The organism is Aerococcus agrisoli (assembly GCF_003797145.1).
GTDB classification, from domain to species: Bacteria; Bacillota; Bacilli; order Lactobacillales; family Aerococcaceae; genus Aerococcus; species Aerococcus agrisoli.
This window is the reverse complement of the sequence record NZ_RKMG01000001.1, coordinates 46,198-64,557: the sequence shown is the minus strand read 5'-3', so window position 1 is coordinate 64,557 and position 18,360 is coordinate 46,198. Positions and strand designations below refer to the sequence as shown.

The window sequence follows — 18,360 nt, the reverse complement described above, 5'->3', positions numbered from 1 at the left end:
TTCTGAAAAATTATCTAGCTAAACTAAAGCCCCCAATATGACTGAAACCCTCGTTTCGTAAGGCTTTATAGGCCGAAAACATGGTCGTTCCCGTCGTATAAACATCATCAAATAAAAGGATATTTTTTTGCTTATCCATTAATTCAACACCACTGTCTGCCTTCACTTGAATCTTATCACGATCCTTCAACCGATCCAGGCGACTTTTATACACTTGCTTAGTCGTTGTCGGCTTCATTTCTAGCATATCCACATAAGGAATATTCGCAGCATCCAGCAACAAAGCCGTCTGGTTAAACCCTTTATTCGTCAACTTACTGCTAGATGATGGCATTGGCACCCATACCGCATCACTGTGCTTGCGGTACACACTTTGTAAATCACGCTTAAACAGAAAACGCCCCCGAATATCCCCTTGCCCCTTCAGCACCACCAACCATTGCTTAAAACTTTCATTATAATGGTAGCTTGCTTGATGGCGGAAAGTCCATTGGTGAAAATGACGCCAGCGCTGGCAATCTCGGCACACCCCATCAGACCAGTGTTCTTGGTCTTCTTCAGCCATCTCTCGGCCACACTGACCACAAGTTGGTCCTTGGATTTTACAAAATCCCTCTAAACAAGACTGGCAAAATAAGGGCTGGTCTATTTTTGACCATGACAATACCTGTCTTAAGGTCAAGGTATCTGGCAAAGACTCCTGACAAATCAGGCATGCAGGTGTTAGCGGCGCTACTTTATTATTCGCTAGCTTAATCATCAATTAGCCCCCTCTCCCGAGCTTGACGGTTCATCTCTTGAATTTGCTGAATAGCTGCCTTGGATGCTTTCGTTTTCCCGTAATGTAGAAAATAAATACTGCCATCCGGAAAATCTGGTTTACGCCCAACCCGACCGGCTATTTGAACGAGCGATGCCGTTGTAAAGGTCCGGTCCTCACTACCTAGGACAATGACATCAATCGCCGCAAAGGTCACACCTCGCTCTAAAATCGTTGTCGAAAAAAGAAAATCATATTGCCCCTCCCGCATGGCTTGGACTTTTGTAATACGGTCTGGATCCTTGGAGGATACAGATTCAAACTGGTAATTATAGAATATGCCCCGACATGCTTTTACCAACTGCAACATATAGTCGATATTGGGCACAAAAATTAACACACGACGTTTCAGGCTTAATAACGACAACAACGTCCGTTTTAAAACTGTCGGCACTTTGCCCTTTTGTACACTTTCTCGCCAATCACCTACCCAAACATGTTTGGGTACTGGTAAATGGTGGCGATGATAACGGGCTGGTAAAATCGACACAGCTACCTGTTTTTGTTGAATTGCAGCCATTTGATTGGTATTAGGTGTTGCTGTCAGTAAAACTTGGGTCCCAATTTCAGTGACGGCAACCTGGCTAGCTCGGTAAAGCATGGGGTCTCCGTCATAGGGAAAGGCATCAATTTCGTCGATGATGAGTAAATCAAAAGCTTGGCGAAAACGAATCAATTGATGGGTGGAACAAACTGTCATGGGTCTGTTTGGGTCATAGGTTTGTTCAGACTGACCGTGTAAAACTTGAATAGATATATTTGGAAAGGCAGCTTGAAATCGTGGAGCTAATTCGTTGGCCACGTCAATTCTTGGTGTGGCAACAGCTACCTTTTTGCCTGCACATAAGGCTATATCAATGGCTTGAAACACCATTTCTGTCTTTCCTGCCCCTGTCACCGCCCAAACAAGATGCTTATCAACATGATCCTGATAAGACTGACAAATTTCCATAGATGCTTGAGCTTGTTGGGCAGACAATTGACCTGACCAAGTCAAATAAGTCGACTTCCGTGCCCAGGTGTAGTTTTGTCCATCCGCTGGTAAATGATAGAGAAAATCACAGGTCCGCAGTTTGCCGAAAGCCAGACATTGCAAGCAATAAAAACAGTCCTGACTACAATTACAGATGTTTTCCATGAAATGCCTTTGATTCCCACAACGTTGGCAAGTCAATTGTTTGCCGTCTTGTTGAATGGCCGGAAATATCTGGAGTTGATTCATACCTAGGTCCCTAATTTGTCGGTCACTTGTAGCTATTTCTTTGGCCGAAACCAAACGACCTTGAATCTGTGCAGCAATATCCATACTTAACCCCCTCAGTAAATATATACGAGACAAAAGTAAAATTGCGCAAAAAAAAAATGAATCAAAACAAGAATTTGTTTTGATTCATTCAAATCATTTATATTATGCCTCTTTTGTCGTATCTTCGCACCATGCTAAGGCATAGGCATTTGGACCTAAATGCGTCCCAATTACTGGACCAACAGGTGTTCTTTCCAACAATAAGTCTGGATGTTCTGTTTTAAAATAGCTCACCAAAGCTTGCACTTGAGGTGTAGCATCGTCACCGACAATGGCTACACGTAAATTTGGATTTTGACTGAAGTCTTCTTCAAATAATTCGGTAATACGACGCACTGTTTTCTTGTGGGTACGCACTTTTTCAAATACATTGATCAAGCCATCGTCAAAATGTAGAATCGGTTTTACTTGTAGTAAGTTCCCAATGCTGGCTGCACCTGGATTGATACGGCCTCCTTTAGCTAGGTGACCTAGGTTATCAACTGAGAAGTAGGCGTTAGTCGATTTTTTCAATAGGTCCAGTTTCGGTAAAATTTCCATTGCTGACAAGCCTTGGTCACGTAAGCGAACAGCTTCGTATACATAGAAAGCTTGACCAACTAATGAAATACCTGAATTGTAGACCTTCACTAGCACACCTGTGTCTTCCGTTACCTGATTCCCAATCATGGTAAAGGTTTGGTAAGTGCCTGAGATACCTTTAGATAAGGTAATGGCGATAATTTCGTCATGGGTCTTGGCTAGGCGTTCGAATGCCTCTTTTACAATACCAGGAGCTGGTTGAGAGCTAGTTGGGATTTCGTCAAGGGTCGCCATTTTTTCATAAAAGGCATCAATTGAGATATCGATATTGTCTAGATATGATCCATCACTAAATGTAATGGTTAATGGTAGTACTGTGATATCGTGCTTACTGACGAATTCGTCGGTAAGATAGGCTGTACTATCCGTAACAATGGCAACTGACATGAATGATTCCCCTTTATCCCTAGATCTCTAATACTGACTGTTCTTTCTATAAAGCACTGAAAGAATAACATATCAATTATTCTATCAAAACTCAAGCAAAATTTCGACATATATATGTAGAAAAGCCTTTTCAAACGCAAATTATCACTTTAATTATAAAACTTACTTGTTAGCGAAATTGTGGTAAATATGCTAGGCTCAAGTTATGAAAATCAGTTCGAATAAGGAGTGTTTTAGTATGATTGAATACCGTACGGTGGTCGCCCAGGGTGGGACGCACGAAATTGATGTAAAGGGATCTCGTTTTATTTGTAATGCCAAGCGAGTGTTTTCTGAAGCAGAAGCAATTGAATTTATTGAAGCGATTCGTAAAGAACATTACAAAGCGACACATAATTGTGTTGCCTTTCAAATTGGTGATAACAATGAAATACAACGTGCTTTAGATGACGGTGAACCATCCGGTACTGCCGGCGTACCAATGCTTGAAGTATTAAAACAACGTGACCTAAAAAATATCGTGGTGGTAGTAACACGCTATTTTGGTGGTACCAAATTAGGTTCGGGTGGTTTAATTCGCGCTTATTCATCGGCCGTTTCCGAAGGTTTGGATACTATTGGTCAGGTAGAGCGTAAATTACAAACACAATTAGCAATCGAAGTTGCCTATACTTTGAGTGGCAAAGTGGAACATTGGATTGAAGAGTCCACCTATCAATTATTGGATACCAGCTATTTGGCGGATGTGACTTTCCATCTAGGAATCCCTACAAATGAACTAGATAAAGTACAAAATAGTTTAATTAATTTAACATCAGGTCAAGTAAAATTTGAAATCGGCGACGAAATCTATGTCGATTTACCGATCAATGCATAATTTTTAGGTATTTATGATTCAATATTGATTTTTATTAGCCTTTGGTAGACAATTAATGATGCAAGCATTTACAAATAGGAGGTCAAAGAATGGAAATTGAAAAAACAGTTGCCGATAAGTATTTAAAAACTTACATGGCAGAAGATGAACCCGGTTCAGCAGCCCTAATCGCTTTCCCAACTTCAACGGAAGAAGTTGCCGAATTTGTAAAAAAAGCGGACGCTGAAAACAAGACAGTCATCACCATTGGACGTCAAACTGGTTTGACTAGCGCGACTTATCCACAAAATGACGCATGGTTAATCAGCATGGAAAAAATGGATAAAATCCTATCATTGGATGAACAAACATTAACCTTGAATGTTCAAGCTGGTGTGACTTTATTCCAAATCAGAGATTTCCTTGCTGAAACACCATACTTCTATGCGCCTGACCCAGGTAATAAAAATGCCTCTGTAGGTGGTAACGCTTCTACAAATGCTGGTGGTATGCGTGCCATCAAATATGGTGTAACACGTGATAATATCCGTGGTTACGATGTCGTTTTAGCAAGTGGTGAAACAATCCACGTTGGTTCTTTAAACAAAAAAGATGCCACTGCTTACGACTTGAAAGACTTATTCATTGGTGCTGAAGGTACTTTAGGTATCATCACTGAAATGCAATTGAAATTAACAGCAAAACCTGCTTACGAAAAATCATTAATCATGGGCTTCGAAAGCTTAGACGGCGTATCTAACGCAATCTTTGAAGTGGTGAAATCACCAGTTCAACCAATTGCTTTGGAATTGTTGGAAGAATCAGGTATCCACTACTCTGAAAAATTCATCAACAAGAAAATGCCTGAAGTAAAAGGTGAAGCATTCTTATTAGCAACTGTTGCAGACAACGCTGCTGATGGTTTAGCGTTCCAATTACAAGCTATCCAAGCTTTAGGTAAAAAAGCCGGCGCTATTGAAACACGCGAACTTTCTGAAACTGAAGCCAAAGAAATGTGGGAAATCCGTGACAATATCTTAAACGGTATCGTAAACAACGGTGACTGGAAAATGTACGATCCAGTTGTACCAAACCACTTATTCACTGACTTAGTGCAAGAAGGTAAACGTCTAGGTGCTAAATACAACGTTCAAACTGGTTTCTTCGGACACGCCGGAGATGGTAACATCCATATTTGTGTATTACGTGAAGACCAAACTGACGAAGAATGGGAAAAATTAAAAGAAGACTACGAAAATGATTTATTCCCATACGTTGCTAAACAAGGTGGATTACTTTCAGCAGAACACGGTGTTGGTCTTGAAAAGAAAGAATACTTACCATACTTTAAAGACGAAGCTTACCTAAACGTACTTCGTTCAATTAAGAAAGCATTGGATCCAAAAGGTTTATTAAACCCAGGTAAAATGTTCGACTAATTATCTATTAAACAAACTAACTGAATATTCATACAAACAAAAGGGAATTGGTGCTAAGCCATCAATTCTTTTTTTAGGCCATTTTACTTTAGGAAGGAATTCACATGGACTTATTACAAATCAGCGGTATCATTTTAGCTATTGCCTTTATCATTTATTCGACTGCTAAAAACTTAAACATTTTAGTTGCAGCCCCTATCGCATCACTAATCGTTATCTTAACGAACGGTATGAACATCTCAACTGCCCTTTTAGGTAGCGAGGCATCATACTTAACCGGTTTAACTGGATTCATCTTGAAATTCTTTGCTGTTTTCTTATTAGGTGCAATTTTAGCCAAATATACAGACAAGAGTGGTGCGGCAGAATCTATTGCCAACCAAATCTTAAAATTAACCGGTACTGAAAAACCATACTCAGTATTGGTTGCTTTATTATTAATCACTGCCCTATTAACTTACGGTGGTGTTAGCCTTTACGTAGTTATCTTCGTCTTGATTCCACTAGCAAAACCATTATTCAAGAAACTAAACATCGCTTGGAACATGGTTGCTATTCCGATTGAATTAGGTTTAGGTACTTTTACAATGACCATGCTACCAGGTACACCATCTATCCAAAACGTTGTCCCAACAGCATACCTAGGTACAACCCTAACCGCAGCACCCGTACTTGGTATCATCGGTTCCGTTGTAGCCTTGCTATTCGGCTTATGGTACATGAAATATGCAATGGACAAGAGTCTTGCGAAAAATGAAACCTTCGCCGATTATTACACTGGTAACGACGTTGAAATCACCGAAGAAGCGCGTCCTTCATTTGCACGTTCCATCACACCGATTGCCGTGTTAATCATCATCAACCTTGTAGGTTCATTCTACAAAGTTGAAAATATCGTCTTGATTTCCCTAGCTGTGGCCATCATTTTATCAGCCATCTTATTCAATAAAGAAATCGATTCACAAAAACAAGTGATCAACGAAGGTGCGAACTCAGGGATTATCCCCATGTTATTAACAGGTTCAGCCGTAGCTTTCGGGGTAATTATTACCTTAGCACCAGGATTTAGCTTCATTTCAGACTTCATCTTGAACATGTCAAGCAATCCATTAATTTCACTTTCATTCGCATCAGCCTTGTTCGGTGGCATTACCGCTTCAGCAACAGGTTCATTAGGTATCGTCATGGAAGCATTCGGCCAAACTTATATCGACATGGGACTTGATCCACAAGTCATCCACAGAGTAGCCGCAATCGCCTCTTCAACACTTGCCGTAATGCCGCATAGTGGTGGTATCATCTCATTCTTGGCCCTAGCCGGATTGAACCACAAAAACAGCTTCAAGAACATTTTCATCGCCGTAACAGGTGCCAATGTACTTGCCTTGATTGCAGTCGTAATCGTAGCAACTTTATTCTATTAATCTGTAAAAAGTATCAGCATATACTTGCTGAATAAGCCTAGGACACTGATGTCCTGGGCTTTTTTATTTACCCATTTACACACCAACTACTGCAGCCCCTCAGTAGTCTACAAAAAAGACGCTGAAGTCATAAACTTCAACGTCCTTTTGATATTCTGATTAGTTCATTGCTGCCCCACCGTCAACATTGATAGATTGACCAGTGATGTGATCTGCTAATGGTGATGCTAAGAATAAAGCAGTGTAAGCAATATCTTCAGCTTTTTGGTCACCACGTTTTAATGGAATGAAGTGTTTTAGACTTTCAGTCCAAGCTGTTTCTTTATCTTGACCAGCTTGTTCATAGCTTTCAAGAATTGTTTCCCACATTTGAGAACGGATGATACCTGGGCAAATAGCATTAACGTTGATATTGTGGTCTGCACCTGCATACGCAGCAGCTTGTGTTAAGTAGATAACAGCCGCTTTAGTCATACCATAGTGTGCAAATCCTTCTTTCATCGCATGGCGACCAGCAAATGATGCAGTATTGATAATTTTACCGTGATCGTATTTCATCATACGTTTGATACCAGCTTGCATCCCATTGTTCGCACCCATTAAGTTTACATTCAATAATTTTTGAATATCTTCTTGGCTAGTTTCTAAGAATGAGTCCAATCCAACGATACCCGCATTGTTGATGATGATATCCAAACGACCAGTTTCTTCTTCAGCTTGTGCTAAAACGGCATCAATTTCATCATAGCTAGATACATTACATTTTACACCTACAGCTTTGTGGCCTTTAGCTTTTAGCTCTTCAGCTAATGCTTTACTATTTTCTTCAATTAAGTCAGCAATATATACTGTTGCGCCTGCGTCAGCAAAAACTGTTGCCATTGCTTCCCCAATACCACGACCTGCACCAAAAATAACTGCTGTTTGATCTGTTAATGTAATTTCCATTGAATTTCGCTCCTTCTTGTCCTTTATTGATTATTTGATAAAGGTACTTGTAAACCTTTTCACAAGTGAATTATACATCCCACATCACTTCTTTCAATAGCATTTCAAATATTCACTGAATATCTGCTGGTGACTTTGAACTTTTTGCACATACTAACTTGTTTTCGTCCAAAATAAATTCACGATTGTATTTATGCTAAAAATTGGATAAATACAATGACAACTACTAGCAAATAAATCAAAATGAAAAGAGGGCCTCAGCCCTCTTTCCTTATAATATTTTTGAATAGCTTTGCTTGGTCAGCGATGACCAACTTTAAATCACTACAAAAAAAAGCAGTATTCCTGGGATATTACCCCTAGAATACCGCTTTTTCTCACATCCTATGAAGTCGAGTTCGAATAAGCAACCCTCTGCCCACTTCAGAATCGTTTGCGCCACACTGCGTGCGGCACTGCACTATTCTTCCCCTGGTTGAGGGCTGACCGCTTTTTCTTACATCCTATAGTTGAGTTCGCTTGGGCAGCCTGGTCTCCACTTCGGAAATATTTGCAGCAAGCTGCGCTTGCTACTGCATATTCCCTCCAGTGCTACCAGTCTAAACGCCCGCGCTCACATCCTTTGAAGTCGAGTTCGGCCCTCCAGAAAGCCCTGCGCTTCAGATTAGATTGTCGATGACTACCGTCATCGCCTGCCCTAATCTTCCACCGGTGGCTTTCTAAGCGTCGGTCCTCACATCCTAATTTCTCCACCATTGGTCGTAAACGGTGATTGGTAAGGCACGTTTGTGTTCTGTTTTGGTGAACCATGATTCAATCTTTTCGGCTGCTTCTGTAGCGATTTCTTTGCCTTCTAAGTAGTCGTCGATGTCTTCGTAGGTTACGCCAAGTGCGACTTCATCCGCAAGGCCTGGACGGTCTTCTTCCAAGTCTGCTGTTGGCACTTTTACATATAAATGTTCAGGTGCTTCTAGATAGGTTAAGATTTGACGTCCTTGACGTTTGTTTAATCGCCATAGTGGTGTGACATCGGCTGCACCATCACCAAATTTGGTATAGAATCCAGTGATTGCTTCAGCTGCATGGTCTGTACCAACAACAACACCCGCGTTTTCACCGGCAATCGCATATTGTACGATCATACGTTGACGGGCTTTAATGTTGCCTTTGTTGAAGTCTGATACATTTACGCCACCATCAGCGAGTTCCGCTACTGTAGCGTCCACACCAGGTTTGATGTTTACACGTACAGTTTGGTCAGCTTCCATGAAAGCAATTGCGTCCATAGCATCTTGTTCATCGGCTTGGTTGCCATATGGTAAACGTACGGCGATGAATTTGTAGTCTTGGTCGCCAGTTTCTTCACGCATTTCTTTGATGGCGATTTGGCACAAAGTACCTGCTAAAGTAGAATCTTGACCACCAGAAATACCTAGGACTAGGCTTTTCAAGAATGGATATTGTTTTAAATAGTCTTTTAGAAAATCAACAGTACGACGGATTTCTGTTTCCGGGTCGATTGTTGGGGCTACTTTTAATTCTTCAATAATACGTTCTTGTAGTGGACGCATGTTTTTTCCTCTTCTCTAGTAAATATAGCTCGTTATGAATCCTTGATTACTTGAAGTTCAAGTTTAAATCTTCGTCCAAGTCAAAAGTTTTACAGTCTTCCGCAACACGTTGACGAATTTCAGCAATACTATTCATCTTCAAGTCATACAATTGTTGAGAAAGGTCAACTGGGTATGGCTCTGGATTTAGCATACGACGGTATTCTTCCCAAAGTGCATCTAAATGTTCACGTGAGAAGTCACGGATGTCGTCAATTGCAGGTACATCATATACTAATTCACCCTTATCAAAGATTGTTCGTAATAATGGGCGTGCATTGAAATGACGCACTGTCTTGTTTACGTATGTATATGTTGGATGGAACATGAAGATTGATTCTTCATGAGTTGGATCTTCGTTGATTCCAGTGACGTAATCCCCTTCAGACTTGCCGTCTTTTTTACGGGTAATACGCCAAATTTGTTTTTCACCAGGCGTTGTCATTTTATCAGGAGATGAAGAAAGTTTCATTGTTGGTACTAATTCGCCTGAGGCATCTTCGATACAGCAAAGTTTGTAAACTGCACCCAAAGCAGGTTGATCGAAAGCGGTGATTAGTTGTGTACCAACACCCCATGCATCTACCTTAGCGCCTTGCATCTTAAGGTTTAGAATTGTTTTTTCATCTAAATCGTTTGAAGCAACGATGATAGCATCCGGATAACCGGCGTCATCTAGCATTTTACGGATACGAGTTGATAGGTAAGAGATGTCACCTGAGTCAATACGAACGCCGACGAAACGGGATTTGTCTTCCATTTCATTGGCTACACGAATAGCGTTTGGCACACCTGAACGAAGTGTATCGTAAGTGTCTACCAAGAAAGTACACTTTTCGTGTGAAGCTGCGTAAGCTTTGAAAGCTTCGTAGTCATTTTGGTATGCTTGCACCATTGCATGGGCATGCGTACCTGAAATTGGAATATTAAATAATTTACCAGCGCGAACGTTTGATGTTGAGTTGAAACCACCAATATAAGCTGCACGAGCACCCCAAATAGCAGCATCCATTTCTTGGGCACGACGAGCACCGAATTCGGCTAAATTGTCGTCGCCAGCTACGTTACGGATACGTGATGCTTTGGTTGCAATTAATGTTTGGTAGTTAATGATGTTCAAAATAGCTGTCTCAACAAGTGTACAGTCAGCTAATGAACCTTTGATTTGCATAATAGGTTCGTTATTGAAAACAATTTCCCCTTCTTCCATTGAGCGAATGCTTGCATCAAAATGGTAGTCAGCAAGATAAGCTAAGAATTCTTCAGGATAATTTTGTGTTTCACGTAGATAATCGATGTCATCTTCAGTAAATTTCAACCCTTGAACATATTGAATGACACGTTCTAGACCTGCAAAGATGGCATAGCCACTGTCAAAGGGATTATTACGGAAATACACTTCAAAAACCGCTTGTTGGTCAGCTTTGCCTGCGTCCCAATAAGTTTTCATCATATTGATTTCGTATAAATCTGTGTGAAGTGCTAAACTATCATTGATGGTTGTCTTCATTATTTATTTTTCCTCCAAATAGTGATTTGATACATCCTATTATACCACTAAAGGCATTAATCTTGTTACCATGAGCCATTTTATAGGATGTGACAATACGCGTTTAGACCCGAACACTGGAAGACTATAGCAGTGACACACGCAGTGTGGCGCAATATAGTCTGAAGTGGAGTCGGGTCTGCTTATTGGAACTCAACTTTATAGGATGTGAGCGCGGACGTTTTGACTGGTAGCACTGGAGGTCATATGCAGTAGCAAGTGTAACTTGCTGCAAATATTTCCGAAGTGGAGACCAGTCAGTCCAAGCGAACTCAACTTTATAGGATGTGAGCGCGGACGTTTTGACTGGTAGCACTGGAGGTCATATGCAGTAGCAAGTGTAACTTGCTGCAAATATTTCCGAAGTGGAGACCAGTCAGTCCAAGCGAACTCAACTTTATAGGATGTGAGGAAAAGCGCTTTGACCCTAACCACTGGAAGAATAATGCCGTGGCACACACAGTGGGACGCAAATTATTCTGAAGTGGGCAAGGGTCAGCTTTTCAGAACTCAACTTTAGGATGTGAGGGCCGACATTTGAACCAACAAAAAACAGCCACGATTTGCATCGTAGCTGTTTTCTTTTAGCCAATTACTTCAATATTCATTTCACGTGCTTCTTCTCTTGTTACAGTTGGTTTTTCATCTTCATCAATACCTGAAGAAGATACCTTATCAAATAGAATCTTGATGGTTTGTAGCAAGATCTTGAAGTCTAAAATGATTGAGTATTGTTTGATATAAATCAAATCAAAGTTCAATTTAGAGTTGAAGTCAGTCGCATATTTACCGTAAACCTGTGCGTAACCGGTAATACCAGCTTGCACATTGTGGCGTAGGTAGTAATGCGGGTTTTCTTCTTGGAATTGATTCACGAAGAAAGGTCGTTCAGGTCGAGGACCAATCATCGACATGTCACCGCGTAATACATTTAACAATTGTGGTAATTCATCGATACGTAAAGCACGAATGTACTTACCAATTGTTGTTACACGGGCATCATTTTTCGTTGCAATCATTGGACCTGATTTTACTTCAGCATCCGTAGTCATTGAACGGAATTTCAAGATATCAAATTCCTCGCCACCCTTAGTAATACGTACTTGGCGGTAGAATACTGGACCTTTTGACGTTAGTTTAATCAAAATCGCCGTAATCAACATGATTGGTGACGCTAAGACTAAACCAACAAGGGCCATGATAATATCTATGCCTCGTTTGATGATGGCTTGATCGGCTGGAATCGCAAAATCAGACGTTTCGATGATAGATTCATCTTCGAAGTTCATGATATTTGGATTCACCATGACTAAGTTTTCAAACTTAGAATTCAAGAATAATTTTTTGTTGGCACGCATTAATAAATCGTAAATTTTCAGTTTTTCCGTTTCATCAATTTGCGATGCAAGGTATACAATGTCATATTCATCAAGGCGACTCTTCACGTTACGATAGTAATCTTCCAAGACTACGTGCGTAACGATGTGACGCGTACTTTTCGAATTTTTGAAATTATATATTGCTGGGAAAACAGCATCCTCAGTCCCTACAATCATGACACGTTTCGTTGATGCGTAGCGTCGATAAATATCAAACACTAAGGCTCTAAAAATATAAAGCATGACTACGCTGACCACAAAATCAATTAAGACAACTGATCTTGGAAAGGCCAACCAACGACCGGCGAAACTTAAGACCATCGCAACGACAGCTAAAATCGCTTGGCTAATAATTGTAATGAAGAAAAGGTCACCTTTGGTTTTATCGTAAAGAATATACACACCGAATAAAATATTGATGAAGATAAATATCATCAAAATCCATCCGATGGCGCCTTGAAAGGCTTCAAAGTTTTTCAAAGGTACATATCGACCGTATCGCAAAAAGAATGAAACAATATAGGAAAGGAACAGTATTAACGCTTCTGTGGCCACGATAACAACGCGGTACCAGTTGGTCCATTCTCCGTTTTTTTGCATTTTTTCACCCATTTCATTTCTATTTACTTATAGTAAAGATATCTATAATCCAATACATTTTACCATATCGTGACTTGATAATTCCCTATTTCTCTTTAAAAAACTATTAAATCCGACCTTTTTGTACAAAAAAAGAGCTGAAACCCTGTTTGGTTACAACTCTCTATCAAATTGTTTGTATTTTACTGTGGTGTAGCTATCGGAATTTCCGAACTCGACGGTAAACTTTCTTCAATTGAACTTTGAGGTTGGTCAGTTGAAACACTAGCGGAACTACTATTTTCAATCACTGAATCACTCGTTGAAGATTCGGAACTCATTTGACTAGGATCCGTTACAGAAGCACTAGTTGAGGACGGATCATCGATAGATGAATCGTCTCTGGACTCACTTGACGAACTTGCCACACTTGAACTTGAGGATGTACTGATACCCGCTGAATCAGAGCTTGATGGGATAACGCCCGTATCAACACTTGTATCACTACTAGTACTTGGTATGCTTGCCATAACGTCCGAACTAATCGATGCTGCTGGTTCACTAATGGTTTCAGCACTAGAGCTATCCACCTCGCTCAAGACATCCGTACTCGTCTCAGCACTACTTGAACTTGGTGTATCTACAGCCACACTAGAAGATGGTAGGTTGGCACTTGAACTACTTGTACGTCCACTCGTTTGATATGAACGCGCACTTGCAATATTTCGGCCTCCAAGAATATTGCTTGCCACATTCGTATCGACATCAAATGATGGTTTATCCTTTTGAACACGCAAGGTTAAGGTTGATGTAGCTGCCTTACTTGCTAGGATTTGTTCTCCCTTATCACGCAAGTCTTGGCAACGTTCTGCTGATAAAGCAAGCGCTGCTTGCCCTTCTTCACGAATTCGTGCTAATTCAGAGGCCGTCGCGTTGGCGTCTTCTGCTTTTTTCACCAACCGTTGGAAAATACTTTCGGTTGTTTCCTCATCCATGGCCGCAATCATCAATAATAATTTGCTTTGCACGTATGGATTTTCAATCTCATTGACATCGGTCACCATCTGTTCCAAGTGACCAGCTAAATCATCATAGGTCAATTGGTCATCTGCTTGAATATCCGCAATGGCATCCTCGTAACTATCGAACAAGGCCACTTGTTGCGCTGCTTCGTCCATCAAGGCGTCAGTCGTCGCATAGAAACCATCGTCCAAATTACTTAATTCATTGGCGTAATCATCTTTTAAAAAGTCAATCATATCAAGCGTAATATCATCTTCAACCACCACAAATTCTTTAATGGTAGCGCCGTTGATGACCGCTTGTTCATCATCTGCCTCAAACAAGGCGTTCACTTGATTTTGCATATCAAAACGTCTTTGCACAGATGCTAAACGTTCTTCGATGATATCTTTATCATCATTTTCAGTTAAGTCGGCCACATCATCGCTAACCGCTTCAATTTCATCTTGTGTAATATCTTCTTTTAAAAATGTATAGGAATTATCATAATAGAGTGCGTTCACTGAAGCAGCAACCGCAACGGTACGTTCTTCCGCTGACATTCGGCTACTGTTGGTAAAACTACGAATAATGATGAAAATCGCACATAAAACGAGCACAATTAACAAAATGGCATAGTTTCGGTTTCTACCCATAAACCTTTGCATCATTATCTCGCCCTCCCTTTTCTTTATATCTTAAGATTAGCATGATTTTTTGAAAAAAAAGGTTTGTGTTGTGCTTTATCACAAAAATTTTATATTAGACATACGCTCGTAACATGACTGTAACAGCTAGCGGTTGACCAGACTGAGCAGGGTTTTGAACACGGTGTCTGCCTACTCCTAGTAGCGCTATGCAAATTGAGTCCCGTCCTTTTCCCAAAAGACAAAAAAGACCGGAACAGGTCCGGCCTCTTGGTTAAGTTTAGTTATATTTTTCGTTCATACGGCGTTCATAGACGTTCAATAGTTTGGTTAATGTGAAGGTCAAGATGAAGTAAATGGCCATTGAGATGATCAATGGGATGATGCCGTTGAAGGTAATCGTTGATACGTTACGGGTTTGGAAGGTTAATTCCGCGACACCGATGGTTGAAACGATTGATGATTCTTTGATTAGGGATACGAATTCGTTCCCTAATGATGGCCAGATTGAGCGTAAGGATTGTGGGAAAATAACTTTACGCATGGTTACCCAGTAGCCTAAACCTAATGAACGCGCGGCTTCGGCTTGGCCTTTGTCAACTGAATTGATACCACCACGGATGATTTCGGCGATGTAGGCACCAGAGTTTAAGGATACGGCTACTAGACCTGAAGTCATTGTCGACCAACCAAAGATACCGGCGAAACCTAAGTAAATGAATAATACTTGAACCATTAATGGTGTACCACGAACGATTTCAATGTAAGCTTGTGCCAACCAGTCAATCACTTTGACACCTGATAGACGCATTAAGGCAAGCGCCACACCAAGGATTAAACCGAAGAAGATGGCTGTTGCGGAAATGATTAAGGTCGTTTTCACACCGTCAATGAAGTATGGTGCATAGGCTGCCCAAGTGGATTGTTTGTTCGCTGCAATCAAGGCATATGAATCTTCTAAGTATTTATCCATTAAGCCTTGGTCTTTCACTTCGGTAATTGATGCATTCACCGCTGCTAATAAGGTCGGTTGATTTTTTGGTAAGGCTGCAGCTTTACCTGGATCTTGGATTGGTAAATCCGCTTCGATAACAGTTAGGTTGGGGTTTTCAGCGGCATAGGCACCCGCTACATCCTCGTCCAGTAACACACCGTCAACTAAGTCTGAATTTAAGGCAGAAATTGAATCCGTTGTCGTACGCATGACTTGCACTTCTGCGTTTGGATAGTAGTCACCTACAAGAATTTGTTGGGTAGTTCCTTCACCTACGGAAATTTTTCCGCCTTCTTTGAAGTAGGTATCATCTTGGATATCAGTTGCTTTGCTTTCTTGGATTACAAATGATTGGCCAGATACTTGGTAGATATCAGAGAAATCTACTGATTTGGCACGTTCTTCAGTTGCCGTCATACCTGCAAGTACGATATCGATTTGACCTGTATCTAAAGCCGTTAATAAGTTTGAGAATTCCATGTCGACGATTTCTAGGTCAACGCCCATATCGTCAGCAATTTTCTCAGCTAGGAACATATCCACCCCAACGACTTGGTTTTCACCATCTACTAAGATAGAGAATTCAAATGGTGCATATGTTGAGTTTGTCCCAACGCGTAAAACACCACGGTCTTGAATAGCTTGGTATAAGGCGTCGTCCCCTGCAACGCTTGTCGAACTTGCTGCGCTTGCATCGTCTGATGCGCTTGTTTCACTTGCTTGTGCTTGTCCTGTTCCGCCAGTAAATAATACTGCCAACAAAGTCATCAGAACTAAGCTAAATTGTTTGATGTATTTCATGTGCTTCCTCCTTTTAATACCTAAATGACCAATAAAACAAAAAAATCCCCACCTCTATAAAAGAGGCGGAGATCCACGGTACCACTCTAATTCAAGCATGCCGGAATTTGCAATCGCCAGCATACTTTTCTTGAAATGGTAACGTCATTAGCGGAATGGCCTACTGCTTTCAACCATTCTTCTCAACAATGCGGTTCAATGATGCTTCAAGTAGGGCCTTCCACCGATCGCCCCTCGCTTTGACTCAGTCATCATTTACTCTTTGTATCTCAGAAATTTTATTTACTTGTTTATAAAATCTTACATTACAACTTCTACATTATATGGACTAGTCCTAATCTTTGTCAATATCATATGTCACATTTAATGGATATTTTTCTCATTTTTTTATAGGATGTGAGAAAAAGCGTTCAGCCCTCAACCAGTGGAAGATTAGTGCAGGCGATGACGGTAGTCATCGACAAACTAATCTGAAGTGGGCAGAGGGTTGCTTTTTCGAACTCGACTTCACAGGATGAGAGCGCGGGCGTTTAGAAAGCCACCGGTGGATTTCACACTGAAAGTTTAGGAGTTTGTCTGGCTTGTTGGGGATTGTATTTATCGAACTTAAAATAACCGCTATTTGAACACTTCAGGGCGCTGAAGTGTTCAAAATGAGAAAATTCGCGTCACACAGAGGGCTGTGTGATTTCCTTTTTTGAAGTCGAATCACACAGGCAGTTTTGTGAACCATTTTTTCTCATAAATGTTCACACAGCCCTTTGAAGTGATCAATATCTGCTTTTATCCATCTTGATAAATAAAAAAGTGTTTTTTTCACTTTGTTGATTAGCTGTTGTGTTCATCACTAAAAATGAAAATTAGCTAGTGGCCTAATGTAGAAATATTTTCACTTTTATCTTGAAATAGGATGAAATCGAGCCAAGGTCTCGATTTCACACTTCTTCCTAACTAAGAAACTACACAACAAGACTTTTCCCCTCATACTGAGCGTTATTTAAGTGCCAGCGCTTCTTTTTCCCATACAAGTTTACCCATATTCGTCCAACAAAAAAGGACCAGCCAAGGCTGATCCTTTTGATTTGAATAGTTAACTAAGATTAGTCAACGAATTTTTTAGCGTATTCAGCGAAACCTGCACCTGCAGATGCTAAGAATGCTTTAGTATCTTCGTTAGTAACTTCACCAGTTTCCATATCAGAAGTAACTGAAGTGTTGATGTATAGTTCTGGTTGAGCCATAGCATGAACGTCTAAGAATACTAATGTTTGACGTAAAGAGTGGTGAGCTAAAACGCCTGAGATACCACCGATTGATTGAGATGCTACTAAAGCTGGTTTGCCAGCCCATACGTTTTGACCCCAAGGACGAGATGCAACGTCTAAAGCGTTTTTCAATGCAGCTGGGATGTTACGGTTGTGTTCTGGAGTTACAAAGATGTAAGCATCAGCAGCAGCAACTTGTGCACGGAATTCATCGTATTCAGCTGGAGAGTTAGCGTCTAAGTCTTGGTTGTATAATGGTAAGTTACCGATTTCCAAGAAGTTTACTTCTGAACCTTCAGGTAAGCCAGCAACGATTGCTTTAGCAACGCCTTCAGATAATGAGTTTTGACGAGTTGAACCAGAAATTACAGCATATTTAGTCATTTTTAAAAATCCCCTTTTCAAAATTAGTTAATTTGTTTTATTTATCTTACAAGACTTATATTAACATCTCTATTTCGAAATATCAAAGATTTGAGCCCTTTTTTGTCAAAAATATTTTTGGTTATTTTGCGAAAAACTAACCTTACATGTGATAATCCCCACTATATCAACATTTCCACTTACAAAATGTAAGTAGAAAACAGGTCTACTTACTCAAAATAAGTACAATGTTTGTATTTTAAAAGATTGAGACCCCTTTTTTTATTTGATTTTCCCCAAAAAAACAGCGTAAATCGACAAGCAATTCACGCCATTTTTTCTAATTCTTCTATATAAGTGATTCATTCACATAGTCTTTCACAAAATGCCTACTTCAAATTCGAAACTT

Annotated in this window: 13 protein-coding genes and 1 other annotated feature; of the genes, 3 read left to right on the top strand and 10 right to left on the bottom strand. The window is 40.4% G+C overall.

Annotation, left to right across the window (positions count from 1 at the left end):
• Positions 1–10: 10 nt before the first annotated feature.
• The 3 genes from EF384_RS00255 to EF384_RS00245 form a co-directional block, all read right to left on the bottom strand.
• Positions 11–760: a ComFC family protein gene (locus EF384_RS00255; protein ID WP_123779005.1), complete on the bottom strand. Its 750-nt coding sequence runs from the start codon at positions 758–760 to the stop codon at positions 11–13.
• Positions 753–2,126 carry an ATP-dependent helicase ComFA gene (locus tag EF384_RS00250; protein WP_123779004.1) on the bottom strand — a complete coding sequence of 458 codons (1,374 nt, stop codon included), beginning with the start codon at positions 2,124–2,126 and terminating at the stop codon, positions 753–755. Before EF384_RS00250 ends, EF384_RS00255 begins: the two co-directional genes overlap by 8 nt.
• A gap of 102 nt (positions 2,127–2,228) precedes the next feature.
• Positions 2,229–3,095, bottom strand: coding sequence for a DegV family protein (locus tag EF384_RS00245; protein WP_123779003.1), 867 nt, complete (start codon positions 3,093–3,095; stop codon positions 2,229–2,231).
• Between the two features lie 238 nt (positions 3,096–3,333).
• On the opposite strand from EF384_RS00245, the gene EF384_RS00240 reads away from it, so the two are divergent.
• The 3 genes from EF384_RS00240 to EF384_RS00230 all read left to right on the top strand — a co-directional run bounded on the left by EF384_RS00240 (position 3,334) and on the right by EF384_RS00230 (position 6,814).
• Complete coding sequence (locus EF384_RS00240; RefSeq protein ID WP_123779002.1) at positions 3,334–3,972, top strand: YigZ family protein; 639 nt, start codon at positions 3,334–3,336, stop codon at positions 3,970–3,972.
• Between the two features lie 89 nt (positions 3,973–4,061).
• Positions 4,062–5,390, top strand: a complete 1,329-nt coding sequence (locus EF384_RS00235; RefSeq protein ID WP_123779001.1) for an FAD-binding oxidoreductase — start codon at positions 4,062–4,064, stop codon at positions 5,388–5,390.
• Positions 5,391–5,494: 104 nt separating this feature from the next.
• The gene (locus EF384_RS00230; RefSeq protein WP_123779000.1) at positions 5,495–6,814 is read left to right on the top strand and encodes a GntP family permease; all 1,320 of its coding nucleotides are present in this window, start codon (positions 5,495–5,497) and stop codon (positions 6,812–6,814) included.
• Positions 6,815–6,973: 159 nt separating this feature from the next.
• On the opposite strand, the gene EF384_RS00225 is transcribed toward EF384_RS00230, so the two are convergent.
• The 7 genes from EF384_RS00225 to EF384_RS00195 all read right to left on the bottom strand — a co-directional run bounded on the left by EF384_RS00225 (position 6,974) and on the right by EF384_RS00195 (position 17,972).
• Positions 6,974–7,762, bottom strand: a complete 789-nt coding sequence (locus EF384_RS00225) for an SDR family NAD(P)-dependent oxidoreductase (protein WP_123778999.1) — start codon at positions 7,760–7,762, stop codon at positions 6,974–6,976.
• 740 nt (positions 7,763–8,502) lie between these two features.
• Positions 8,503–9,333: an NAD(+) synthase gene (nadE, locus tag EF384_RS00220; RefSeq protein WP_123778998.1), complete on the bottom strand. Its 831-nt coding sequence runs from the start codon at positions 9,331–9,333 to the stop codon at positions 8,503–8,505.
• A 46-nt stretch (positions 9,334–9,379) separates the two neighbouring features.
• Positions 9,380–10,882, bottom strand: coding sequence for a nicotinate phosphoribosyltransferase (locus tag EF384_RS00215; RefSeq protein ID WP_123778997.1), 1,503 nt, complete (start codon positions 10,880–10,882; stop codon positions 9,380–9,382).
• 623 nt (positions 10,883–11,505) lie between these two features.
• Positions 11,506–12,900 (bottom strand): sugar transferase, encoded by a 1,395-nt coding sequence (locus tag EF384_RS00210; RefSeq protein ID WP_199729681.1) that lies wholly within the window; start codon positions 12,898–12,900, stop codon positions 11,506–11,508.
• A 182-nt stretch (positions 12,901–13,082) separates the two neighbouring features.
• A complete protein-coding gene (locus EF384_RS00205; protein WP_148076692.1) occupies positions 13,083–14,552 on the bottom strand; it encodes a cell division site-positioning protein MapZ family protein in 1,470 nt (489 codons plus the stop codon).
• 256 nt (positions 14,553–14,808) lie between these two features.
• Complete coding sequence (locus EF384_RS00200) at positions 14,809–16,323, bottom strand: ABC transporter substrate-binding protein/permease (RefSeq protein ID WP_123778994.1); 1,515 nt, start codon at positions 16,321–16,323, stop codon at positions 14,809–14,811.
• Positions 16,324–16,381: 58 nt separating this feature from the next.
• Positions 16,382–16,603: a binding site (T-box leader), on the bottom strand.
• Positions 16,604–17,423: 820 nt separating this feature from the next.
• A complete protein-coding gene (locus EF384_RS00195; protein ID WP_123778993.1) occupies positions 17,424–17,972 on the bottom strand; it encodes an NADPH-dependent FMN reductase in 549 nt (182 codons plus the stop codon).
• Positions 17,973–18,360 lie beyond the last annotated feature (388 nt).